Origin of the sequence: Algoriphagus sp. oki45, assembly GCF_036245605.1 — a bacterium.
GTDB lineage: Bacteria > Bacteroidota > Bacteroidia > Cytophagales > Cyclobacteriaceae > Algoriphagus.
The window spans coordinates 105,737-128,751 of sequence record NZ_BTPC01000005.1 but is presented as its reverse complement, the minus strand read 5'-3'; the positions used below and the strand labels follow the sequence as shown (position 1 = coordinate 128,751).

Annotated in this window: 19 protein-coding genes; 13 read left to right on the top strand and 6 right to left on the bottom strand. The window is 43.5% G+C overall.

From position 1 onward, the window contains the following. Positions 1-230: 230 nt before the first annotated feature. The 6 genes from AAA942_RS18315 to AAA942_RS18290 all read right to left on the bottom strand — a co-directional run bounded on the left by AAA942_RS18315 (position 231) and on the right by AAA942_RS18290 (position 7,754). On the bottom strand, positions 231-548 hold the full coding sequence (locus AAA942_RS18315; protein WP_338221751.1) for a hypothetical protein: 318 nt from the start codon (positions 546-548) through the stop codon (positions 231-233). Between the two features lie 93 nt (positions 549-641). Next, entirely contained in the window at positions 642-1,508 is an 867-nt protein-coding gene (locus tag AAA942_RS18310; protein WP_338221750.1) for a sugar phosphate isomerase/epimerase family protein, read from the bottom strand. Between the two features lie 105 nt (positions 1,509-1,613). Beyond that, the gene (locus AAA942_RS18305) at positions 1,614-3,311 is read right to left on the bottom strand and encodes a GMC family oxidoreductase (protein ID WP_338221749.1); all 1,698 of its coding nucleotides are present in this window, start codon (positions 3,309-3,311) and stop codon (positions 1,614-1,616) included. A gap of 12 nt (positions 3,312-3,323) precedes the next feature. Then, on the bottom strand, positions 3,324-3,863 hold the full coding sequence (locus AAA942_RS18300) for a gluconate 2-dehydrogenase subunit 3 family protein (RefSeq protein ID WP_338221748.1): 540 nt from the start codon (positions 3,861-3,863) through the stop codon (positions 3,324-3,326). Between the two features lie 98 nt (positions 3,864-3,961). Continuing rightward, positions 3,962-6,322: a patatin-like phospholipase family protein gene (locus AAA942_RS18295; RefSeq protein WP_338221747.1), complete on the bottom strand. Its 2,361-nt coding sequence runs from the start codon at positions 6,320-6,322 to the stop codon at positions 3,962-3,964. Positions 6,323-6,329: 7 nt separating this feature from the next. Then, positions 6,330-7,754 (bottom strand): amidohydrolase, encoded by a 1,425-nt coding sequence (locus AAA942_RS18290; RefSeq protein WP_338221746.1) that lies wholly within the window; start codon positions 7,752-7,754, stop codon positions 6,330-6,332. A 217-nt stretch (positions 7,755-7,971) separates the two neighbouring features. On the opposite strand from AAA942_RS18290, the gene AAA942_RS18285 reads away from it, so the two are divergent. The 13 genes from AAA942_RS18285 (at position 7,972) to AAA942_RS18225 (ending at position 23,010) form a co-directional block, all read left to right on the top strand. Continuing rightward, complete coding sequence (locus AAA942_RS18285) at positions 7,972-8,955, top strand: c-type cytochrome (RefSeq protein ID WP_338221745.1); 984 nt, start codon at positions 7,972-7,974, stop codon at positions 8,953-8,955. Between the two features lie 184 nt (positions 8,956-9,139). Continuing rightward, positions 9,140-10,813, top strand: a complete 1,674-nt coding sequence (locus AAA942_RS18280; RefSeq protein WP_338221744.1) for a bifunctional metallophosphatase/5'-nucleotidase — start codon at positions 9,140-9,142, stop codon at positions 10,811-10,813. A 153-nt stretch (positions 10,814-10,966) separates the two neighbouring features. Beyond that, complete coding sequence (locus tag AAA942_RS18275) at positions 10,967-13,048, top strand: acylase (RefSeq protein ID WP_338221743.1); 2,082 nt, start codon at positions 10,967-10,969, stop codon at positions 13,046-13,048. A gap of 81 nt (positions 13,049-13,129) precedes the next feature. Continuing rightward, on the top strand, positions 13,130-13,798 hold the full coding sequence (locus AAA942_RS18270) for an N-acetylmuramoyl-L-alanine amidase (protein ID WP_338221742.1): 669 nt from the start codon (positions 13,130-13,132) through the stop codon (positions 13,796-13,798). Between the two features lie 192 nt (positions 13,799-13,990). Beyond that, positions 13,991-15,448: a glycoside hydrolase family 10 protein gene (locus AAA942_RS18265; RefSeq protein WP_338221740.1), complete on the top strand. Its 1,458-nt coding sequence runs from the start codon at positions 13,991-13,993 to the stop codon at positions 15,446-15,448. Then, on the top strand, positions 15,445-15,924 hold the full coding sequence (locus AAA942_RS18260) for a GNAT family N-acetyltransferase (RefSeq protein ID WP_338221739.1): 480 nt from the start codon (positions 15,445-15,447) through the stop codon (positions 15,922-15,924). The genes AAA942_RS18265 and AAA942_RS18260 overlap by 4 nt, the downstream gene beginning before the upstream one ends. After that, complete coding sequence (locus tag AAA942_RS18255; RefSeq protein WP_338221738.1) at positions 15,921-17,183, top strand: MFS transporter; 1,263 nt, start codon at positions 15,921-15,923, stop codon at positions 17,181-17,183. Before AAA942_RS18260 ends, AAA942_RS18255 begins: the two co-directional genes overlap by 4 nt. 89 nt (positions 17,184-17,272) lie before the next feature. After that, positions 17,273-18,766, top strand: coding sequence for a glycoside hydrolase family 3 protein (locus AAA942_RS18250; RefSeq protein WP_338221737.1), 1,494 nt, complete (start codon positions 17,273-17,275; stop codon positions 18,764-18,766). A gap of 132 nt (positions 18,767-18,898) precedes the next feature. Continuing rightward, positions 18,899-19,465: a hypothetical protein gene (locus AAA942_RS18245; RefSeq protein ID WP_338221736.1), complete on the top strand. Its 567-nt coding sequence runs from the start codon at positions 18,899-18,901 to the stop codon at positions 19,463-19,465. 66 nt (positions 19,466-19,531) lie between these two features. Next, positions 19,532-19,831 carry a type II toxin-antitoxin system RelE/ParE family toxin gene (locus tag AAA942_RS18240; protein WP_338221735.1) on the top strand — a complete coding sequence of 100 codons (300 nt, stop codon included), beginning with the start codon at positions 19,532-19,534 and terminating at the stop codon, positions 19,829-19,831. After that, complete coding sequence (locus AAA942_RS18235) at positions 19,832-20,113, top strand: addiction module antidote protein (protein ID WP_133556189.1); 282 nt, start codon at positions 19,832-19,834, stop codon at positions 20,111-20,113. Between the two features lie 175 nt (positions 20,114-20,288). Continuing rightward, entirely contained in the window at positions 20,289-21,773 is a 1,485-nt protein-coding gene (locus AAA942_RS18230) for a phage tail sheath family protein (RefSeq protein ID WP_338221734.1), read from the top strand. 127 nt (positions 21,774-21,900) lie between these two features. After that, positions 21,901-23,010 carry a sterol desaturase family protein gene (locus AAA942_RS18225; RefSeq protein WP_338221733.1) on the top strand — a complete coding sequence of 370 codons (1,110 nt, stop codon included), beginning with the start codon at positions 21,901-21,903 and terminating at the stop codon, positions 23,008-23,010. The last annotated feature ends 5 nt before the right edge of the window (positions 23,011-23,015 follow it).

Genomic DNA, 23,015 nt, shown 5'->3' with positions numbered 1-23,015 from the left:
CCATACCTCACCTGTTCATTGATGATTTTTTCACACAATGATTTTCCCTTCAAGAGAAATTTCCTCTTTAGGAGCACAAGCCAAGAAAATGACCAGCTAAGATTTTTTGATGATGTGTTGTGGAGAACCTATCTTTTCTGATAGGCCCAGAAACCTTAGAATGAACAGATTACCAAAGAAACCTCTGTAGAAACAGACTAGAATCTTTGAAATCAATCCAAGGATAAAAATCAGCTCAATTCGGGAGGGAAATCTATACTAAACAAGAAACCACTTTGTTCTTGAATTTGCCCAAATACATGATTTTGAGATTGGAGCCTACTCAAACTTTCAAGTTGGATAAAGTCAAATTCAATAAAAAACTTAGTCTTTTCGCTTTTGTCAGTCCGCTCTTCTTCCACCTCCAAGATCTCTACGATATTCCATCCGTAGTAATCATCTACCCAATCCAAGGCACTCAAGGTATTCACCACAGGTGCAAGGAGAATGATAAAAATAAATAAAGAGGATAATAAGCGCATTTTAGACACGATATCCCTTAGAACCATCCCAAAAAGTTTTGGTTTGGAAATTCATAAAATATTTTTGGTTTATCCTCAAATAATCCTGAAAACCATCCCTTTGAAACCATAAGAACTAACTCAATACCTTAGACTCTTTAGATAGGCTATACTTTTTGGTAAGGCTTCCAGCTCATGGTCACTTTCATCTTCGATAAACATGTGCTTAATGCCGATTTTATTGGCTTCTCGGAGAATCGCCGGAAAATCCAATTCCCCTTCACCTAGGGGAACATCATTTTCTGGGCCGGTCAAGCCAGTCATATCTTTAGGAGCCCCTTTCCGGAAATCCTTCAAGTGAAGTGACACCCATCTTTTTCCATATTTTTTCAAAAGCGCTGCCGGATCACCTCCTCCAAAATGGGTCCACATCACGTCCATTTGCAGAGACACGTACTTGGGGTCAGTATTTTCCACCAAGTAATCAAACAAGGTCCCATTGCCATAAGGCTGAAACTCGTAGCCATGCACATGGTATTTGAAAGTAATTCCGTTGTCTCTGAGCACTTTTCCCCCTTCATTAAATGCCTTGATTGCCCGATCTGCATCGGCTTTGGAAAATTGCCCCGTCTTGTGCGGAATCCAAGCACACATCACATATTTTGCGCCTAAGGCTTTGGCTCGATCGGCTACTGCCTGAGGGTCAGATTCCAACTGCTCGAAGCCCGTACCAGTCGAAGGAATCGAAATCCCTCTATCTGCAAGCATCTTCTTGAAATCCTCCACACTCACCCCTTGAGGTGCTCCTCCTTCAAACTCGGTGAAGCCCATTTGTTGGATGATATCCAGTGCTTCAGGAACGCCATTTTTCCATTGATTTCGGAAAGTGTAAGAAGCAAAGCCGAGGGGCACCTGAAGCATAGGGTCACCCTTTTTCTGGGCATGAGCTTCAGAAGGAGTAATGATCCAAGCAAATGCGAGGATAACTAGTAGAATTGTCTTCTTCATAGGTTTTTTGGGTAAATATTTCCCACAGATTTCACAGACTTACACAGATTTTCACTGATCTGTGTAAATCTGTGATTTCTATCTGTGCTTATCTGTGGGATTGGTTTACAAATTCAATTTATTCAACTCCTCCACCGCATAATTGGCAGCTCGGGCAGTCAAGGTCATAAAGGTCAGAGTAGGATTCTGAGTGCTTGCACTGGTCATACATGCCCCATCGGTCACGAATACGTTTTTGCAGGCATGCAGCTGATTGTATTTGTTGAGCAAGGATGTCTTGGGATCATTTCCCATGCGCACGCCACCCATCTCGTGGATGTCCGAACCCGGGGGTGAACCCCGATCGACCACATTGATATTTTTGAAGCCCATGCGCTCGTACATTTCCGACTGCTGCTCCACAAAATCCCGGGTCATCTTGTCATCGTTTTCTTTCCACTCCACTGACATGATGATTTTGGGAATGCCGTATTTGTCTTTTTCCTCCGTGGAAAGCCGCATGTGATTGGACTCCTCGGGTACCATTTCCCCCTGCATCCAAGCTGACATGCCCCAAAGGCCATATTTCGGATTGAGCAAGCTGTCACGAAGCGCATCTCCGATCAGTTCCCCATTTCCGCCCAATTGACGGCTGGCTGACATCCCGATGGCATAGCCACGGAGGAAATCCGTCTCCTGCCGATAGACATTACGGAATCTGGGTACATAAGCATGGCCTGGATTTCTTCCATCATTGAACTTGTCCAAAAAGCCTTCAAATGTCGCATAGCCACTTCCCCGGTAATTGTGACAAGTAATGAATTTCCCCATCAGTCCATTGTCATTTCCAAGACCATTGGGGAATCGGGAAGACTTGGAATTGAGCAAAATCGCATTGGAATTGATCGTAGAGGCATTCACAAAAATGATTTTTGCATAAAACTCAATCGCCTCTTTAGTGTGTCGGTCGATGATTCTCACACCCACTGCCTTACCTTTTTGCTCATCGTAAAGAATGGATTCTACTACTGAATCCGGTCGAATGGTCAGATTTCCGGTTTTTTCCGCCCAAGGCAGTGTGGAGGCATTGGCAGAGAAATAACCTCCGTACACGCAGCCCCGGTTACACATATTTTGGTTCATGCACTTATTCCGACCTTGATCTTTGTGAATCTGCTGAGGATCGGTCAGGTGGGCACAGCGGCCTTGGACTAGGTGACGGTCCGAACCATAGAGTTCCTTCAGCTTTTCCTTGTAGTACTGCTCCACACAGCTCAACTCGAATCCTGGCTGCACTACCTGATCTGGAAGTACATCCAATCCATCCCGACTGCCAGCAAAACCCACGAAAGTCTCCACGTAAGTATACCAAGGCTCCATGTCCTTGTAGCGAATCGGCCAATCAACTGCATACCCATCGCGTGCCGGTCCCTCCCAGTCGAAGTCTGACCATCTCTGCGTACCTCTAGCCCAAAGCAAAGACTTGCCTCCCACATGGTATCCTCGAAACCAGCGAAAAGGTTTCTCCTCAATGTAGGGCTGCTCATCTTCAGCCAAGGCCCAATGCATGGTCTCTTCTCTTCGCCAATTGGCCGCTCCGACCCCAGAACGCTTGTCTATGGGCACTACTCCCCGAAATTCAAATTCCCAGGGGGCTTTGGAGGCTGTAGGGTAATCTTCTATATGCCTAACCATTCGGCCCCTTTCCAGAACAAGTGTCTTAAGTCCTTTTTCACAAAGTTCTTTGGCAGCCCAGCCACCGGATGCACCCGAACCAATCACAATAGCATCGTAGGTGCGTTTATCTTTTGAATCTTGTAGCATGTCGTAATGAGTTTAAGCCTTGGAAGCAGGTACATCCACACATCCATGGTAATAGCCGGGAGCTACTTGGTAATCCCGATAGTTGACCATGACTTCTTTCACAGTAGTAAAGCCCATGATTGTATTGGATCGCATCAGACTGTAAAATTTTTCTTCCTCCTCTACCTCAGAGTCTTTGAGTGACAATAAGCTTTTCTCTTTTTCCTCTCGGGAAAAATCCAAAAAGCCAGCTTTCTCCAAAGATCTCAATTGGGCCTTGATCAAGTCCTGATCTTCTTTTTCGTAGCACTTTTCAAAAAGCTTGATCAAAAACTGATCTGTCCCTGTGCTAAGAGCTCCTATAGGTTTTGCATCTGAATTTGGCAAAATAGGAGGCAAACCCTCTGGAATAAAAGTATCTGCAATGGAGGCGATCAATTGCTCCTCCTCGAAAGAGAAAAAGCCCGCATGGGTCAGGCGGTCAACGATTTGCCATTTCCAGTCTGCAAAGACCAATCCAGCGATCCCTGCGACAGAACCTCCGATGATTTTCAGTGATTTGCGTCTATCCATAGTTTGGGTATTTTGGGTAAATACACAGGGTAAGATAGACGATTTTGGAAAAGCTTAAGCGGAATTTTCCAAGAATTCCATCAGCGGGAAATGATGTATTACCTATCCGAGTAATTCAAAGACAATCCGATAGATATGTAGCTTCGAATGACCTTATCTCTTGAATTACTGGATATCCCAATGGTAATAGGCCCCAAAATGGAATTGTAGCTCAAGTCAGCACCATAGCCCAGGTATTTTTCATCCTGAAATATCTCGTTTAACCAATCCTCATCTGACAAAGGATATTGACTACTGTATCCCAACCAATTCAATCCCATTCTAAAATAGACCTTTTTTATCGGAACTACCTGAAGGTCAGCTCCTAGTTTCAAAAAGTTGGAAGTCTGGACTTCTCCATAGTTCAATCCCCAAAACGGCGTATCCTCCAACCTTACACGCTGATACCCTCCGATAAAATATTCCTGATAGGATTTATTGAAATCCTGATTGGAAAAGATCAAGCCGCTTGAGACGGAAGGATGAAATTGGAATTTTGGACTTATCTGAAAAAACTTGGAATATCTCAAATTGAGCCTAGCATAAGGATCGGGGACCAAACTCTGGATAACCTCTTCAAAGATTGCAGCAGGAATTCTCACCGGATCTCCACCAATATCTACAGTCACAGAGTCAGTACCTTGAATAAAATTCACGCCTAACCAATCCTTCATATTGATGCCTATTTCCATCAAACCTTCTGCTCCTTTGGTCGGAAAGTTTCGGTCATTTTGGGAATTTCTGTAATAGCGAATTCTCAATCCCAAATACCTCTGGTAGGCATTTTTAAGTTCATCAGAAATAATGCTACCAAACCTAAACTTGGAAACAATATTTTCACCGTAAGCACCGAAGGTAAATGATTCTTTCAGAGAAGAGGTGGAAATCAACTGAGTTTCAATCCGGGTTTCTTTGGATCTGGTGATTTCCCGTTCTTTCCCTTCTTCATAAAAAGGGATTTCTTGATTCAAGTAATTTGCCCTTAGGTTAAAGGCAAATTTTTTCTCATTGCCGATGTATTTGTAATGGTCAAATCTGAATTTTGGATACTGACTGATATCAACCAAAAAGATGGATCGGGAAGATCGTCCGATCAATTCCCTGGCTGTGAAATTCAACAAAATCCCCGCTGAAAACTGGTTGTCATAATGGACCGCGGTACTTAATAATTGCTTAGGTTTTTCTTTTACTCTGATCTGCAAAGAGTAGGTGTCAGACTCTGCGGGCACCAGTTTGTAATCCACCTTATAAAAACCATTCACTCCAAAAATCCGATTGATTCCTTCCTCCAGTTGGTCCCGAGTGACTTCTTGATTTGGCTGAAGATTGAGTTTAGAAAGGATAAGGCTTGTTGGAAAAATTTCATTTCCAGTCACCTGAATCTCGGTAAATCGAATAGGAAGGGCCTCCAAGCCGATGCCCGAACTACGCGAGTTAATCCCCAAACTATCCGCAAGTTGTTTGAATTTTGGAAAGAAAATTTCCCCCGTTTTATCCCCGATTTTCAGGATGGAGTCAAAATCTCCGAAGCTTGCAGTGCCATAAGGTCCCAAATCGGGCTTGATATAGATATCCGTAAGGGCAATATTTTCGCTGGTTTTTCCAAGAGATTGAGCCATTGCAAGTTGCATCAATATAGCTCCGAATCCCTCCAACTTTTCAGCCTTGATAAAATCCTCATCACTGACATTCACACCGATGACAATATCGGCTCCTAACCCTTTGGCCACATCTACTGGGAAATTATTCACTACCCCACCATCTACTACCACAGTAGAATCCAATTGAAACGCGGTAAAGGCAGTTGGGATCGCAATACTCGACCTTAATGCATCGTGAAGGTACCCTCGGTCAAATACAATTGGTTCTCCCGTTCCGATATCCGTCGCTATACATCGAAACGGAATCGGGAATTCATCAAAATTGGCATATTTCCTTGCTGGCCAAGTATAATATTGCAGCACCTCGGAAAGCATCTGCCCTTCAATCAAACCGGAAGGCAAACCTATTTTCCCATTTCGAAAGGGTAACTCCACCAAATACCGGTTGTAATACTCTTTCTCTTCAAAAGCAATGGTTTCAAACCCAACCCGATTGGAAATAATCAGATCCCAATCTATCGATCGGATGATTTCCTCTATTTCATCAGGACTATACCCCATGGCATAGAGACCTCCTACCACAGAACCCATGCTGGTACCAACTACAAAATCAGGACGGACTCCGGCTTTCTCCATAGCTCGGATTACACCCACATGTGCCATTCCCTTGGCTCCCCCTCCGCTCAGTACCAATCCGATTTTTGTTTTTCTCGGAGGATCGTTGCTATTCTGGAAAGCAAAAACCTCACCCCAACTACCTAATAGTGAACAGAATATTCCAAGGATTATCGGGAGATATCGAACAGTTGATACTTTCAAGAGCAGCTTATTTTCTGTAATCCAAAGGTGCATTTCGATCTCCTACCAGTGCCTTGTAGGTGAAATCAGCACCTCTCCTGCGATTGAGCTCCTTTAGAGCTGTTTGGGTCACTGAGGGATTTTGGAAAATATCCATAGCTGTCAGCGTGAGGGTTTTTGCGGCAACAAGCATCCCTTTTTGACCGATGCTCATCCCTCCTGCGGCTACAGCCTGCCAAGTATGTGCCGACGTGCCAGGTACCCAAGTCGCAGCACCCAATCCTACAGTAGGTACCAGCCAGCTGATATCACCCACATCAGTGGAGCCTCCGCCTCCTTTTTCCTCGACCACAAAGGGAGCAATTTTGGTGGCATCGTCAGGAAAGGCTTTTACCCCTGAGGGAAAAGTCTTGATGATGTCCTCTGCAAAATTTCTTTCTTCGGGAGTGTAAGTTACGCCGCCCACAAGTTCCAGATTTTTATGCATGATTCGGGCCAAGGTCTCATTGGGAAGAAGGTTGTAAACTCCATTGATGATCTCATACTCCATTCGGGTCTGCGTACCCAAAGCAGCTCCTTCGGCCGCTTTGACCATTCGGTCAAAAATCTCTTTCACCACCTGAGCATCGGGATGCCTTACGTAATGATAGGACTCAGCAAAAGCAGGTACCACGTTTGGTGCCTCGCCTCCACGGGTGATGACATAATGCATCCGGGTCTCCATAGGTACGTGCTCACGCATCAGATTGACCATAAAATTCATGGATTCGACTGCATCCAAGGCAGATTTCCCTCGCTCAGGAGCAGCAGCAGCATGGGAAGCTTCACCATAGAATCTGAATTTGGTGGAGATATTGGCCAAAGAAGAGGTGGCTCCTGCCGCATTCTGAGAGCTGGGGTGCCAGTGAAGCATCGCATCTACATCTGAGATAAGGCCTGCTCTGGCCATATAGACTTTTCCGCCTCCGCCTTCTTCTGCAGGAGTTCCATACACTCGGATAGTACCCGAGATTTGATTGGCTTTCATCCACTCCATCACAGTAATGCCAGCTGCCACAGAAGCTGCCCCGAAAAGATGGTGTCCACAAGCGTGTCCTGCCCCACCTTCCACTACCGGTTCACGGAAAGGAACAGCTTTTTGAGATACACCAGGCAGGGCATCAAATTCCGCCATAATACCAATAACAGGTTTTCCAGAACCGTATTCCGCCACAAAAGCAGTGGGAATGTCGGCTACTCCTGCCTCTATCTTGAATCCTGCATCGCTTAGGGTTTTTTGAAGCAAAGCGGAGCTATTGGTCTCCAGGTAGCCCAATTCAGGATTGGCCCAGATCTGTCTGGCTATATCTCCGTAAAAGTCTGCTTTGGAGTCCAGCTTACTCAATACCTCATTTTGCTGACCCATTGCAGGTATGGATAGGATCAGAAATACAACTAGAAGGAGCTTATTCATTGGATTGATGGTTTGTTGGCAGTGAAAATAGAAAGTCTTTTCTCACAGAGGAAGAAAAATTCCAATCTGTTTTTCAGATTGCAATAGGGAATTTGGATGAATTGAATCAATCCAAGAAAAAAAATAACTATTCAGCTATTATTCAAAATTTTTCACCAGTGATTCCTCAATTCAAAAATTATAATTCTAACTTTTTGATACCCAACCTTTAAGCACTATGAATAAAATTTTGAAAATTACAGCCTACCTTCTTGGGGCTATTGTTTTACTATTACTCTGCGGGGTAGCCTTTCTTCAGTTAGCCTTCCCAAAAGTAGACCCGGCGCCAGAACTCGCCATCGAATACACTCCAGACCGGATCGAGCGGGGGTCTTACCTAGCCAATCACGTAGCTGTTTGCATGGATTGTCATTCCAAGCGTGACTTTTCCCTTTTCTCCGGACCTCCAACTCTCGGAACCTTGGGTGCAGGGGGCGACCGATTTGACCACAGTATGGGATTGCCGGGTGTTTTTTATGCCAAAAACATCACCCCTTTTGGAATTTCAGACTACACCGATGGTGAACTATACCGGTTGATCACTACAGGAGTCACCAATGATGGCCGGGCCATGTTTCCGCTGATGCCTTATATGTATTATGGAAAAATGGATCCGGAGGACATTTATGACATCATCGCCTATATCCGCTCCATCCCGTCCGTGGAAACCGAAATCCCAGACTCTGAGGCAGATTTTCCTGTAAACCTGATTCTGAGAACTATGCCCCAAAATGCAGAGATGGTGACCAAACCTGATCCTAAAGATCAGATTACCTACGGAGGCTATTTGGTGAATGCTTCCGGGTGCATTGAGTGTCATACACGAATGACTCCTCAGGGGGTAATTAATCATGAATTTGCATTTTCTGGGGGAAGAGATTTTCCTTTCCCCGATGGCTCGTTGGTAACCAGCTCCAATATTACTCCTGACCCGGAAACCGGGATTGGAAACTGGACAGAAGAGATGTTCATTCAGCGTTTTAAACAATACACCGATTCCACCTATGTCTTGTCAAAAGTCAATCCCGGCGAATTCAACTCCATCATGCCTTGGACCATGTATGCAGGAATGAAAGACGAGGATCTAAAGGCTATCTATGCTTATCTTCAAACCATCCCAGCTATGAAGAATGAAGTTGTAAAGTTTACCGCTGCCAATTGATTTTTGATCTTTTGATTTGACCTTGGATAGAGGGTCTCAGTTGTCTGGGGTCCTTTTTTTGCCTTTGTGACACCTGTCACCAAATTTTTGAAGGCTTAAACTCTATTTTTCGAAAGATTTTGGGGAAATATTCCCTTAATCGGAAATCACAAAATCCTTTACATAAGCCCTGAATTACCAATTCATGAAATCCTCAAGAAGAAAATTCATCGCTCAGTTGAGTGCTTTGGGAGCTACCACCGGACTTGCCGGAATAGCTTCTGCCTCCGCTAAGACTGAAAAATCTCCCAAAGAAATCCCCTCCTCTTTTACAGTTTCCATATTACAAACCACAGATGTCCACTGCCAGATTCATCCCCATGATGAGTTGTTTTGGGAAAATGGAAAATCTGTATTTCGGAAGACTGGGGGATATGCTCACATGAAGACTTTTGTGGAGAAACTCCGCAAGGAAAGTGAACACAGTTTTCTGATTGATACTGGGGATATGTTTCAGGGTTCGGAACTATCCGTTAAAACCACCGGCGAGGCCATGGTGCCCCTGCTTAATGAAATGGGCTATGACCTGTATCTCCCGGGCAATTGGGAAGTGATCTACTACAAAAAAGCCATGCAGCATCTTCTTGGATCTCTTTATGCTCCAAAAGTATGCGCCAATATGTACCATGATCTGGGTGATGGAAAAAAGGGTGAACTCATTTTCCCTCCTTACCACATCTGGACTGTCAATGGAGTAAAAATCGGGTTCTTGGGTTATACCGACCATTTGGTGCCCATCCGACAATCCCCCAACTACAGCAAAGGAATCATCTATACCAAACCTGAAGAAAACCTGGCTCACTACGTGGATGTGCTGAGAAATCAGGAAAAATGTGCTTTTGTGGCCATTATTGCCCATCTGGGTCTATCCCAGCAGCTGCATTTGGCCAACCTTCCAGCCTGCGAAGGTGTGGACTACATTCTGGGCGGAGATACCCACGAGCGGGTCAGAAAACCCATTCAATCTAAGTATGCCAAAGTAGTGGAGCCCGGAGCTTTTGGCTCTTTTGTAGGAAAACTGGAATTGAAAATCGAAAACGGAAAAGTGGTCAGTGACCGATATGACCTTTTGGAAGTTGATGCGGTAAGAAATGCTCCCGACAAAAAGATGACCGAATTGATTGCTCAAAATGAGCAGCCTTTCCAAGAGGACATTTACCAGATTGCAGGATACAGCACAGTACCGCTTTACCGCTATTTTGTGATCGAAAACCCAATCGACACCATGATACTTGATGCCATCAATTGGCAAGTACCTGAAGTGGATATAGTGCTTTCCAACGGGTTTAGATTTTGTCCACCAAGATCTACTCCAGACCAAACCGGAAATATCCCCATCACGAATGGATATATTTTCGATATGCTTCCAGTAGACAGCACCATCAGAACAGGTAAAGTCAACGGCGAACAAATCAAAAACTGGCTGGAAAAAGAATTGAATAATGTATTCGCAGCGGATGCATCGAAGCGATTTGGAGGATGGGTCATCAAATTCCGTGGAATGGAGGTTAAGTTCAATGCTTTCGGAGAAGAAGGGAAAAGAGTGCAATCAGCCTTAGTCCATGGACAGCCTTTAGACCCAAATCGGGTTTACAAAATATGCGCTTGCGAAAGAGATGGAGACCCGGATGATATGCTTTGCCGATTCAGAGGAGTGATGGATACAGAAAACACAGAATACACCCTTCACCAGGCAGTAAAAAATTACTTAGCGGAAAACTCTCCTGTCACCCCAACACCACCCAATTCTGCCGTAGCGCTCGATGCTCCGGCCACCTTGCTGACTCAGGTGAGTGGAGTGGATTATGAGTTCAGATAATTCAATTGCTAGATTCTTAAAAAGGAGAAAAGTGGTTGATCACCCCCAGAAAGCCGACGAAAGTCGGCTTTCGCTGTTTAAAAAAAGAGGAAACCTACAAAACTTGGTTAATCCTTTAGCTCCTCTTATATTTTGAAATTATAGTCGCCTCTGATGAAAAAGTCTTTTCCTTTTGCCTTAATTATCCTGCTTTTCTTTTCCTGCCAAAGAGTATTGAAACCCTCAGGCTGGGACACCACACAAATCGAAATCGCAAGAGATGAATTTGGAGTGCCTCATATTTTTGGAAAAAAGGACGCTGATGTAGCCTATGGCTTGGCTTGGGCTCATGCGGAAGATGACTTTGAAACTATTCAAAAAACTGTCTTAGCTGGAAAAGCATTGGCAGGAAGGGTGTTTGGGGAGCAAGGAGCGGGAGTTGATTTTTTTGTCCATTTACTCGAAACCAAGGAAATCGCCAAGGAAAAATATGAAACCACCTTTTCTCCGGAATTCAAAAAAGTCCTTGAAGGATACGCTGCTGGCTTAAACGATTACGCCTTGGCTCATCCTGAAGAAGTCCTATATGGCCCGGCTTTCCCCATCAATCCCAAAGAGATTCTTTCCGCCTATATTCTTTCGCTCGCGCAAATGTCCGGAGCTGATCGAGCTGTTCAGCAAATTGTAAACGGGAAGGTTGATTTGATCCCTATGGATTCCAATCCTAAAGGTTCAAATGCAATAGCAATTCATTCCTCCAGAACGGATTCTGGGAAAACTTTCCTCGCCATCAATTCCCATCAGCCACTCGAGGGACCAGTGGCCTGGTATGAAGCGCATTTGCAATCTGAAGAGGGATGGAATATCCTGGGAGGATTGTTCCCTGGAGGATCGATGATTTTCCACGGCGTAAATGAACATCTGGGCTGGGCGCATACGGTGAATTTTCCTGACTTTTTGGACCTATACCAACTCGAAATGAATCCGGAAGATGAGGACGAATATCTAGTCGATGGGGAGTGGCTGGAACTGGAATCCAAGTATGTCTGGCTAAAGGTGAGACTTTGGGATTGGATCACTTTACCAGTTCCCAAAAAAGTTTGGAAAAGCATTTATGGGCCAACATTGGTCACGGAGCAAGGCGCTTTTTCCATACGTTTTGGGGCTTTGCAACGAGTAGGTGCTCCAGAACAATGGTGGAGAATGAACAAGGCAAAGAATTTCGCCGAATGGGAATCAGCAATGAACACCATGCAGCTCACCAATTTCAACACGGTCTATGCAGATCGTTATGATACGATTTTCTATGTGAGCAATGGACTTTTGCCGAAGCGATCTCCAGGTTTTGACTATTCAGGAACTGTCCCAGGAAATACGAAAAAGACGCTTTGGACGGAATTTCATACATTTTCAGAACTACCTCAGCAGGTGAATCCCCCTTCAGGCTATCTATTCAACACTAATCATTCCCCTTTCAAGGCAAGTTCCTATACCGACAATCTTCATCCTGAAGATTATCCCACAGAGATGGGGTATATCCTCCGGGACAATAACCGCTCCATGAGATTCCGGGAATTGATGCCGGACACTGGAAGGATAAGCTATGAAGAATTCAAGCGGATCAAATTTGACCAGACCTTACCTAAAAAACTTGATTTCCGAACGGATATGGAGGTTTTGTTCCAATTGGTCACTTTGAAATACCCAGAACTTTCTGAACAGATTAAAACCCTGGCTACTTGGGATAAATCAGCAGGAGTGGAAAGTGAAGGCGCGGCTCTATTTGCCTTTATCTATTACTATTGGTGGGATGAATTTGCCAAAACCGGCAGAAGCTTTGAAACCGTTTTGACCGAGGAAGAGGCTATTCAGGGAATTCAGGCTGCTAAAACTCATTTTGAAACACACTTTGGAAAGTCTTTGGTGCCCCTTGGAGAATATCAAAAATTGGTAAGAGGAGATAAAGCCCTACCCCTCTGGGGAATTGACGATGTAATCGCAGCGATGCGCTCTACTCCATGGGAAAACGGAATGCGAAAAGGGGCTCAGGGAGAATCCTATATCATGATGGTAAAGTTTGGAGATGGACTGCCGGAGATAGAAACCATAAATGTCTACGGTGCAAGCAATCGACCAGAAAGTCCTCACTATTCTGACCAAATGGAATATTTTCTCAATCGGAAACTTAAGCCGATGAGCTTGGATAAGGAAACCGTCCTTAAATCTGCCAAGAGAATCTATAGGCCCGGGGATTAATTTTTGGCTTGATTTCTCTGATTCCCTCCCTTTTTCTGGCTAGTTTAGTGCAAAGAATACTGTCTTTCCTACCCCAGAACTATGAAGTGTCTATTTCCCAAAATCTTACTTGGAGTTTTTGCCCTAGCTATATTTTCCTGTAGTCCCAAAGCTACTTTCAGGATCATCGACAAACCAATTACCTGGAATGCGGAACGGGAACAACTTTCCCTTCAATACCTCAAAGACAGGCATGGGTTAAGCAAGACGACTGCTTCTATTGATCCACAGATGGTGGTGGTTCATTGGACAGCAATCAGCACCATTGAAGTCACTTTTGATGTATTCAATCCTTCAACTTTGGGAGGACGTGCGGATTTGACTGGAGCAAGTAATTTGAATGTATCCAGTCAGTTTTTGATTGATCGGGACGGGACAATTTTTAGACTTTTGCCCGATACCACCTTCGCTCGGCATGTTATTGGCTTGAATTATTTAGCAATTGGGATTGAAAATATCGGCAGCGATGATATGCCTTTAACCAAAGCCCAACTCAAAGCAAACGAACAACTTATTCGTCATTTAAAAAGAAAATATCCCATCGACTACGTGATCGGACACCACGAATACCAAAACTTTCAGGGCACAGATCTTTGGAAAGAAACTGACCCGAATTACAGAACTGTCAAAACAGATCCGGGGGATGAATTCATGAACAAATTGAGAAAAAACCTTTCCGACCTCAACCTTAAACCTGTACCCAAGCTTTAAATTTCCATGCGTTTTAACTCCAGATGGGTTCTTTGGACCCTGTATTGCTTACTTTTTTTAGCCAGTTGCAAGTCGCAAAAACCTTCCTCAACTCCTACCTCCAAACCTAATGGTGCGGTAACAGGAGCCCCAAAAACAGGAGAAACTTTACCAACCAAAACTCTTCCTCAACCTCCAGTAGCTTTAAAGCCTTTGAGCTACAGATTGCCAGATATCCCCAGGGAATTCAGGGGAGTTTGGATCGCTACGGTAGCGAATATCGATTGGCCAATCTCCTCCACAGCTTCCTGGGAAACCCAAAAAAAGGAGTTTACGGACCTTTTGGATTATTACAAAAACCTGAATTTTAACGCAGTTATCGTTCAGGTTCGGACTTCTGGTGATGCATTTTATCCCAGCCGCTATGCCCCTTGGTCCAAATATCTCACAGGGCAACAAGGAAAAGCGCCCTCCACTTCTGAAAATCCTTTGACTTGGATGATCAAGGAAACCCATGACCGTGGACTTGAATTTCATGCCTGGCTGAATCCTTACCGGGCCACCATGGATTTGAAAACCGAAGAGCTGAGCAAAGAACATGACTTTTATACCCATAGAAATTGGATGCTGAAGTATGGCACCAAGTGGTACTATGATCCGGGTTTGCCGGAGGTAAAAACTCATCTGCTCAATGTGATCGGTGAAATAGTAGACAATTACGATATCGATGCCATCCACTTCGACGATTATTTTTATCCTTATCGGGAACCCAAGCTGGAATTTCCAGACAAGGCCTCCTTTGACAAATACAAAAAGCCGGGCCAAAGCCGGGACGATTGGAGAAGGCAAAATGTGAATGAGTTAATCTTTGCCCTTAACCAAACTATCAAAAGCAAAAAGCCTTGGGTTCAGTTTGGAATTTCCCCTTTCGGAGTCTGGAGAAATCAGGACAAGGATCCAAAAGGCTCTCCAACCCGTGCAGGACAAACCAATTACGATGACCTTTTTGCCGACGTCTTGCTTTGGATGAAAAATGGCTGGATAGACTACCTAATTCCCCAGCTCTATTGGAGCATGGAACATCCTTTGGCTTCCTATCGCAAATTAGCTGATTGGTGGTCCAATAACAGCTATGGAGTCAACGTCTACATCGGGAATGGCCCATACAAAATCCGGGAAGATTCGGATGCCGCCTGGAAAAATCCGGGAGAAATCAACACCCAAGTCAACTACACTCGAACCCTGCCTCAGATTCACGGAAACGCCTATTTTTCTGCCAAATCCATTTATCAGAAAAATAGGGACATCGCCGATTTGCTGAAAAAAGAGGTGTACAACGAACCCACTCTTCCCCCTTCTTTCCAACCCAAAAGTCCAGCAATCATAGAGATTCCTGTAGTTTTTGATGTGAAAACTGACACGCAGAAAACCCAGATCAGCTTGGAAAAACCACTTGATCCGGCGATTCGCTTTGCGATGGTTCAGGGAGGAAATGACTTGAATACCCTACATGACGCTACCATCCACACCGCTTGGGTAGGTGGATCAAGAGTGCGATATTTAGAAGTGCCAAGTTTAAACACTGAATTTCTAGCTATCCGATGGATTGACCATTATGGCCGGATTGTTCAGACTCAGGTATTTCAAACCCCAAAATCCACCCGCCCATGAAAGACATGCTCGTAAGACTGATGGAACTGCCAGAAACCTGGGCTCTTGAAGCCAAGCTTCTGGAAAAAGAAAACATCGTCATTCGTAAAGCTATCGCCCCAGAAAAGCACCTGCTTACAGAATGGGTCAACGAGCAATTTGGAGCCTATTGGAAATCTGAGGTGGAAGTGGCTTTCTCCCGGCAGCCTGTCTCTTGCTGGATCGCCCAACGCGGAAATGAGGTTCTGGGCTTTGCTTGCTATGAAAGCACCGCACGGAATTTCTTTGGACCTACTGGCACCAAAGAATCTGAAAGGGGAAAAGGAATCGGGAAAATTCTCCTGATCAAAGCCCTGGAGTCTCTCAAAGAAATGGGCTATGCCTATGCCATCATCGGAGGTGTGGGACCGATTGAATTTTATGAAAAAACCGTGGGAGCCAAAGTAATCGAAGGTTCCGAGCGCAGCATTTACCAAAATCTACTTCGTAAACCATGACCCAAAACAAAACCAAATCCCCTTGGGTCTGGGTACCCTCGCTTTACCTCACCGAGTCCATGCCCTACGTGGTCATCATTACGGTCTCTGTGATCATGTACAAAAACTTAGGCATATCCAATGCCGATATTGGTTTATACACCTCCTTTCTTTACTTGCCATGGGTGATCAAACCCATCTGGAGCCCGATTTTGGAGCTTTTTGGCAATAAGAAAAAATGGTTTCTCAGCATGCAACTCATCCTTTCACTGGTCTTTTTGGGAGTTGGGTTAACGACTGGATTGGATCAGTTCTTTGTTGTGACTTTAGCTTTTTTCTGGATGGGTGCATTCGCCTCAGCTACCAATGACATTGCTTCGGATGGACTTTACCTCATTGCCTTAGACCCGGGGGAGCAAAGCTTTTTTGTTGGATTGAGAAGTACCTTTTACCGGGTTGGGATGATCACCGGACAAGGACTGATCGTCATCCTAGCTGGGTTTCTGGAAGAAAAATTTGGAGATCCTACCCAGGCTTGGTCCTGGACTATGATCGGAGTTAGTGGACTCATGCTTCTCCTTACAGGCTTTAATTATCTGGCTACTCCCCAAGTGGTCGAGGAGCGAGTGGCAAAGGAAGACCAACCTAGCTTTGGGAAGGTATTTACAACCTTTTTTACCAAGAAAAATATCGGCCTCTCCTTAGGTTTCGTCCTGCTTTATCGATTGGGAGAATCCCAATTGGTAAAGATGGCCTCTCCATTTTTCTTGGATGAAAGAGTGGATGGTGGTTTGGGCTTGAGTACTACTGAAGTCGGATTTATTTATGGTACTCTTGGCGTAATTGCTCTGCTATTGGGAGGAATCCTAGGCGGTATCGCGATCTCCAGAGATGGCTTAGGCCGTTGGATGATGCCGATGGCCTTTGCGATCAACGCCCCAAACATTGGCTATATTCTCCTTTCTTGGCAACAGCCAGATTCAATCACCTTTGCCGCTACGGTGGTTACTATTGAGCAGTTTGGCTACGGCTTTGGCTTTGCTGCCTATATGATCTTCCTGATTTTCTTGGCAGAAGGAGCATTTAAAACTGCCCATTATGCCTTGGCAACTGGGTTTATGGCTATGGGAATGATGCTACCCGGCATGCTCAGTGGCTACATGCAGCAGTGGTTGGGTTATCCGGGTTTCTTCGTCTGGGTAGTGATCGCTACGATTCCTGGATTCGCGATGGCTTATTTGGCTAAGTATCCGAGGGAATTTGGGAAAAAAGCTTCTTGATTTACGAGTTACGAATTACGATTTACGAGGTGGTGAAATGAGTTGACGTTACTTTACCACCTCCAACCTTACAACCATCTAATTTTCCAATGCAGAAATCCCAAAAAATAGCCCAATGCTTCTCGCCTGCGGCGTTTATTCACGACACGGAGAAAAACTACCAAGCCATCGAAACGCTAATTCGGGAGCAGGAAATCGGAGGGCTGACTTTTTTCCATAGCAGGCATTCCGCCGCAGCCAACTTTGAAAAGCGGGCTGAGGTGCTGGATGTCAGTGGGACTTTTGAAAAAATGATCGGGCTGATCAACCGTTACCAAGCAATTTCCAAAATTCCTCTCCTCATCAGCATCGATGGGGAATACGGCTTGGCCATGCGAATTGAAAAAACGCCTCAATATCCTTTTGCGATTACCTTGGGAGCTTTGAAAAAAGATGCTGAAAAATGGGTGGAGGAAGTTGGTTTTCGAATGGGAAAAGACATGAAGCGTTCCGGAATTCACCTCAATCTTGCTCCTTGTGCCGATGTCAACACCAATCCAAACAACCCGGTGATAGGCTATCGGTCTTTCGGTGATAATGCTAAAAAAGTAGCCAAACTTTCCTTTGCTGCCTATTCAGGGATGAAAAGGGCAGGAATCGGAGCATGCTTGAAGCACTTTCCGGGCCATGGAGATACGGAAACTGATTCTCATTTGGGCTTACCCATTTTGCACAAATCCAAAGCCCAACTACAAGTAGAGGAACTTCTCCCTTTCCAATATGGAATCGATCGGGGTGTGGAAATGATCATGGTGGGACACTTGGCTGTGCCTGCACTGACTGGGGGAAAGGAAATTCCGGCAAGCATAAGCCGCGAACTGATCACCGATTTGCTCAAGGGGGAAATGGGTTTTAAAGGGCTCGTAATCTCTGATGCGCTGAATATGAAAGCAGTGGCCAAGCATTTTCCCGAGCCAGGAATGCTGGAAAGGGAGGCATTTCATGCCGGCAATGACATCCTTTGCTTTTCAGATCATGTGAAAGAGGGAATTGAGAAAATTTCCCAAAATGCATCAGAGGAGGAAGTGGATGCGGTTTTTGAAAAAATCATGGATTTGAAGAAGCGCTTGGGCGTGATGGACTTTAAGCCTATTCGAGTTCCTTCTTTCGATTGGGAAAGTCATTCCCAACTGCAAATTGAATTGGCAGAAAACTACGTTTCAGTGATTTCTGGAGAGATCAATCAAGCAGAACTCAAGGCTTTAGCAAAAGTCGAAAAACTGGGATACCGGGAATATTTCACTCAAAACCCAAGTGTTTTTTCCCAGCAACTTAAGCTGGATTTTTCTCCAGTCGAACAGGCAGATAAAGTGATTTTAGCCGTTTTTGTCCCAAGTCATAAGCCCTTGAATCAATTTGGGATGGATCAAGCTGTGCTGGATGAAATCCAAGAATTGGCGAAAACCAAGTCTTGCATTTTGATTCATTTTGGAAATCCACTGGCGCTAAAGCATTTAGGAAAACTGGAAGATTTTGAAGCGGTGATTTGTGCCTATCAGGGATTTGAGGAGGTGCAGGAAATTGTTAATGCTCTTTTTGGTTAATTGGAAAAGTATTAGGTACTGAACGCAGCTATGAAATAATAATGCTGGTTTATTTTATCAGAAATCCATTAAATATTTCAAGTCATTTAGGAAGGATTATGCAAAATAAATAATTGATTATAACCAACTAAATTGAAAAAAATCATAAAAATAGAACGGTTGGGTAATGGGAAATCAAAAGTTAACTTCAGTTTTCCTTTATCTCTCTTTGATTTTTTTTTATTAGTTCTCGGGATTAGTATGATTGTTCTTACTTACATAAGTTGGAAAGAAAGCTATTCCTTGACAACAAATATTCTGGTTAGTGTTCCAGGATTTTTTGGTCTATTGTTGGTGGGCACATTTATCGAACTTGCTGCTCTAAATTTCAGGACATTAACCGTCAATCACCAAACTGGAACTGTTGTACTCAATTTTTTATTCAAAAAATCAAAAATTCAGATTAAAGATGTGAGCTTCGTTTTGGTGAGGAAAGAATTAGTCAAAGGAATTTTAAACTCTAATGGTTTTATAAAAAACCCAGACTCAATTAAGAACTCAATCTACCTTATAATGAAAAAGGGAAGATCAATTAAACTCATTGGATTAAAGGGTGTACATATCAATAATCAGAATTCAGTAAGCGAAATGAATAACCTAGGAAAGCGTTCAGCAAATGAGATTGGAAGCTTACTATCAGTGAAAGTCTTGAGTGAGTGAAACAATCCAAGATTATGAAATCCAAAAAGAACTTTTAATCCTGTATCCAAGTGATTACATTTACGTATGTTTCTTCTGGAGAAAACCTCAGAATTCGACAAGTGGCTTAAAAAACTGAATGACAGGAAAGCCAAAGCTAAAATCCTCTTGAGGCTACAACGAGTAGAAGCAGGGAACTTAGGAGATGTCTCTTCCGTCGGCGAAGGAATCGAAGAATTTCGGATCCATTATGGTCCGGGTTACAGAATTTACTTTCGGAGACAGGGAGAAAAAATCATACTCTTACTTGTGGGTGGGGATAAGAGTTCACAGGAATCCGACATCAAAAAAGCAAAAGCTCTCTGGAATCAATACAAAGAAAACTAAATGGATACCACAAAATTTGACATTGCCGAGTACCTCGATGATGAGGAGATGGTTCAGGAATACCTGAATACTGTACTCGAAGAAGGAAATGCCCAAGAAATCATCGTTGCTCTTGGCCATGTGGCAAAGGCGATAGGAATGTCCCGCATTGCTGAACAAACCGGACTCAGCCGTCCAAGCCTGTACAAAGCCCTTTCCCCAGACTCCAAACCTCAATTTGAAACCATTTTAAAAGTAATCCGGGCGATCGGGGAAAACTTCCAATTAAAGGCTAGCTTGTAATTTTTTCATACCTAATCAGGTTTTTTTGAATTGGCGACTAAAAATGACAAAACCTTCCAAGGAGGTTCATTATTAGGAAAACATTACCATTTAGGATCAATTAAACAAAGACTTTTTCACTGGGATATTTAACCTTATATTAAGGTCTTTTGCTCATTCTTCCCTACTCCATCAAATGTCCAAAATCTATAAAACTCCAGATGTATATGTAGAGGAAATCAGCTCTTTCCCTCCTTCTGTAGCCCAAGTTGAAACGGCTATTCCAGCCTTTGTCGGGTATACTGAAAAAGCAGAAAAAAATGGGAGATCCTTACTCAACCAACCCACAAAGGTTCATTCCTTTTTAGAATTCCAAGACTATTTCGGTGGGGATTATATTTCCAAATTTCTTCTGGTTCCCAAAATCCCTCAAGATCCCAGCCCTATCAGAATCGGAAATCAGGACTTTAGCCTCCAACTTAAACCTAACCAAAGAGCTTACCTTTTTCGGGCTGTTTCGGATTTCTTTTCTAATGGAGGAAAGGCCTGCTATGTGGTTTCTGTAGGAACTTATGGGGAAAAGGATCAAGTGCCAATTTCAAAAGAGGGACTTTTGGGAATTACTTCTTCGAGGAATTCAAGCCCAAAAGGATTAAAAGCATTAATGGACCTTCGGGAACCCAGCATTTTGGTGATTCCGGATGCGGTGGCATTGGGCAGCCAGAGCACCGAGGTGTATCAGGAAATGCTCAAACATTGTCATGAACATGGAAATCGGTTCTCGATTTTTGATCTTCACAATGGATTTGAAGAAATGAATCCAAGAGGAGATTGTATTAATGAATTCCGAAATGGAATTGGAAATTCAAACCTTAGTCTAGGATCTGCTTATTACCCTTGGTTGGATCGACCTGAAAACCAACTTTCCTTGAATTTTTCCAATCTTGACCCTCAGATTAAGCTTTCAGAAATTCTATTAGAAGAGAATGCACTGGAGGTTTTGAATTCCAATTTATCAATCGAAAAGGATCTGCATTTGGGCTTGTTGAATACCAGTCCTACCTATAAGCATATCCTTAAAGCGATGGGTAAAATCCTAAAGCCCTCCCCTATTTCGGGTGCGATAGCCGGAGTATTTTCCAGAGTGGATTTAACTCGAGGAGTTTGGAAAGCTCCTGCAAATGTAGCCCTAAATGGATTTGAAAAGCCATGTGTTTCTATTTCCACAAATCAGCAGCAAGATCTAAATGTTGATTCTACTTCAGGAAAATCCATAAATTCCATCCGACATTTTCAGGGAAAAGGCCTTCTGGTTTGGGGTGCCAGGACGCTTGCAGGCAATGACAATGAATGGAGGTATATCCCCGTCAAAAGAACCTATTTGATGGTCAGAGAATCCATACACTCAAGCCTGAACTCTTTCGTCTTCGAACCTAATGATGCCAATACTTGGGCTAGAATACGAGCAATGGTAGAAAATTTTCTGACCTACCTTTGGAGAAGTGGAGCTTTTCAGGGAATCAAACCCGATCAGGCTTTTTTTGTCCGAATGGGATTAGGGCAAACCATGACTTCTCAGGATATTTTAGAAGGAAAAGGAATTATAGAAATCGGAATGGCCTTAGTCAAGCCAGCAGAATTTATCTTGCTAAAATTGAATTTGGCTTTTCAAGAGGCTTGAATACAATCAGTCCAAGTTCACTTTAATTCAAATTCTTATTTCCTTTAGTATTTCTCTAGATTGAGAAAGAATAAGCCTTGATAAAGCGAGAAGGATAGAAGGCATTTCTATAGAAGAGTAAGCTGACATGGATTTCAAAACAGAGAATGCAAGGTTAAAAATTGGAGAAGGAAAGATCAGCGGATATTTATCCATTTTTATTGGAGTTTGTTCCTTTTTGTTTACCGTCTGCCTGTATTTCCCCAATGTTTTAACGACTTCAGAATTTCGTCATTTGTACACTGAAGGATTTGTGGAAGCATTTATCCTTTCTCTTTTGGTATTGGGAATTGGTTTTGCCTTATCCAGTTTTATCCTTCGTAAAAAAGCGGATATCGCAGCGATAGGATTGGGATTTCTATTGTCCACCATCCTTCTATTTTACCTATTCCCGGGACAAACTTCAGAAGTTTCAACTCTTTTCACCATCGGATTGGATTGGCTGGTATTGGACATTTTCTTTACCTCAGCCATTTTTATTCCGCTTGAATTATTTCTTCCTAAGCGTCTTGACCAGACCAAATTCCACTCGGAATGGAGAACAGATTTGGCTTATTTTATTTATAGTCATTTATTGGTTCAAATCCTTGGGATCATAATCCGAACACCTGCAGCAGTTTCTTTTTCGGGTTTGCCGATTGCTGAAATCCAAAGTAAAATCTCTGCTATAGCCTTTCCGCTCCAATTATTTTTAGCCCTTTTCATCACCGACCTTTTTCAATGGACCATTCATTTTCTTTTCCATAAAGTCCCTTTTCTTTGGAGGTTTCATGCCATACATCACTCGATAAAGGAAATCGATTGGCTGGCTGGATCAAGAATTCACCTAATCGATCTGATTGTAGTCAGGTCTTTCACCTTTATCCCAATTTATGTATTGGGGTTTAGCAATGCTGTATTTCTGACATACTTGGTTTGGGTATCCATTCAGGCAGTTTTGGCACACTCCAATACGCGAATAAATTTTGGTTTTTTGAAATACATCTTCGTCACACCACAATACCATCATTGGCATCATTCAGCTGAAGCGGAATACTACGATAGGAATTTTGCCATCCACTTTCCATTTATTGACATGATCTTTGGGACCTATTTGAACAAAGGAGATGAATGGCCCAGTAAAACCGGATTGAATGATCCTGAAATGCCAAAGGGAATTTTGAAGCAAACTATTCATCCCTTCAAAGTGAATAAATAGGAGGA

What these genes read in the sequence shown, in the direction of transcription:
- AAA942_RS18280 (WP_338221744.1), top strand. Translation starts at nt 9,140, where the DNA reads ATGAAATCCTCAAGAAGAAAATTCATCGCTCAGTTGAGTGCTTTGGGA.
- AAA942_RS18310 (WP_338221750.1), bottom strand. Translation starts at nt 1,508, where the DNA reads ATGAAGAAGACAATTCTACTAGTTATCCTCGCATTTGCTTGGATCATT.
- AAA942_RS18285 (WP_338221745.1), top strand. Translation starts at nt 7,972, where the DNA reads ATGAATAAAATTTTGAAAATTACAGCCTACCTTCTTGGGGCTATTGTT.
- AAA942_RS18240 (WP_338221735.1), top strand. Translation starts at nt 19,532, where the DNA reads ATGTTTCTTCTGGAGAAAACCTCAGAATTCGACAAGTGGCTTAAAAAA.
- AAA942_RS18230 (WP_338221734.1), top strand. Translation starts at nt 20,289, where the DNA reads ATGTCCAAAATCTATAAAACTCCAGATGTATATGTAGAGGAAATCAGC.
- AAA942_RS18225 (WP_338221733.1), top strand. Translation starts at nt 21,901, where the DNA reads ATGGATTTCAAAACAGAGAATGCAAGGTTAAAAATTGGAGAAGGAAAG.
- AAA942_RS18235 (WP_133556189.1), top strand. Translation starts at nt 19,832, where the DNA reads ATGGATACCACAAAATTTGACATTGCCGAGTACCTCGATGATGAGGAG.
- AAA942_RS18290 (WP_338221746.1), bottom strand. Translation starts at nt 7,754, where the DNA reads ATGAATAAGCTCCTTCTAGTTGTATTTCTGATCCTATCCATACCTGCA.
- AAA942_RS18250 (WP_338221737.1), top strand. Translation starts at nt 17,273, where the DNA reads ATGCAGAAATCCCAAAAAATAGCCCAATGCTTCTCGCCTGCGGCGTTT.
- AAA942_RS18315 (WP_338221751.1), bottom strand. Translation starts at nt 548, where the DNA reads ATGGTTCTAAGGGATATCGTGTCTAAAATGCGCTTATTATCCTCTTTA.
- AAA942_RS18255 (WP_338221738.1), top strand. Translation starts at nt 15,921, where the DNA reads ATGACCCAAAACAAAACCAAATCCCCTTGGGTCTGGGTACCCTCGCTT.
- AAA942_RS18305 (WP_338221749.1), bottom strand. Translation starts at nt 3,311, where the DNA reads ATGCTACAAGATTCAAAAGATAAACGCACCTACGATGCTATTGTGATT.
- AAA942_RS18300 (WP_338221748.1), bottom strand. Translation starts at nt 3,863, where the DNA reads ATGGATAGACGCAAATCACTGAAAATCATCGGAGGTTCTGTCGCAGGG.
- AAA942_RS18275 (WP_338221743.1), top strand. Translation starts at nt 10,967, where the DNA reads ATGAAAAAGTCTTTTCCTTTTGCCTTAATTATCCTGCTTTTCTTTTCC.
- AAA942_RS18270 (WP_338221742.1), top strand. Translation starts at nt 13,130, where the DNA reads ATGAAGTGTCTATTTCCCAAAATCTTACTTGGAGTTTTTGCCCTAGCT.
- AAA942_RS18260 (WP_338221739.1), top strand. Translation starts at nt 15,445, where the DNA reads ATGAAAGACATGCTCGTAAGACTGATGGAACTGCCAGAAACCTGGGCT.